The 784-nt window shown below is 68.8% G+C and carries 1 protein-coding gene and 1 pseudogene; one reads left to right on the forward strand and one right to left on the reverse strand.

Annotated elements, in window-relative coordinates:
- Positions 1-140 (forward strand): annotated as a pseudogene (locus tag F6Q13_RS18385) (RNA methyltransferase); the annotation flags it as partial.
- A 25-nt stretch (positions 141-165) separates the two neighbouring features.
- On the opposite strand, the gene F6Q13_RS18390 reads toward F6Q13_RS18385, so the two are convergent.
- On the reverse strand, positions 166-784 hold a 619-nt coding region (locus tag F6Q13_RS18390), incomplete at its 5' end, for a DUF5631 domain-containing protein (RefSeq protein ID WP_293059605.1).

The following is a 784-nucleotide window of genomic DNA, read 5'->3' on the forward strand; positions in this document are numbered from 1 at the left end:
ACGAGGCGCAGGCGGGCGCCGCGCTGACCGTGTCGATCGCGCAGTTCGGCTCGACCCGCAGCATCAACGTCGCGGTTGCCGCCGGGATCGCCATGCACGCCTGGATACTTCAGCATGGGGACATCGCCAAGGCGTGGTGAAGTCAGCCGACGTGGTGTGCCGAGGTCACCTACTGCCTTGCGCCGCAGTGGAATTGCAGGCCAAGAACCAGGCCAGGTGGTAATTGGCGACCGCTCGATCCCCGGCCGCCAAGGCGTCGATCGCAGCCAACAATTGCCAATCGCCGACCCGGTCTGGGTCGACATGATCGGGGTAGCTGTCGAGGATCTGCATGCCGACATCGGCCAGCTGCCCGTGCAGTAGGTCGATTTCGGATTCGAGCACCCCGGTACCGCGGGAGGCGGCTTTGGCCAACGTGTGCGCGAGCTGTGACAGTCCGTCGCGCCAGTGGGTGGCGTGGTTCAGCTCCCAGCCCAGTTCTTCGACGTCGGGTGCGTGCCGGGGCCGCGGCGAGGTTGGCACCGGCTCCTCATCGGCGGGGTCGGGCAGGTAGTGGATCGGGGTGTAGCTGGCGGCGACGGTGACTGCGCCCAGCAGGGTGTGCAGATCGCCGCGGCGGTAGGCGGGGTCGAGCAGCGTGACTGCGGCCGGCAGGTCGATGCCGGGCGGGATCCAGCCGCTGGCCAGATCGGTCACCAGCACAGTGGTCCCGTCGGGGCGGTCGCCGGCCGCCCAGCTCAGCCTGGGTTGTTGGCGGGCTACCGCGCTCACCAGTCGTTGCAGG

The organism is Mycobacterium sp. (genome assembly GCF_008709575.1).
Classification (GTDB): Bacteria; Actinomycetota; Actinomycetes; order Mycobacteriales; family Mycobacteriaceae; genus Mycobacterium.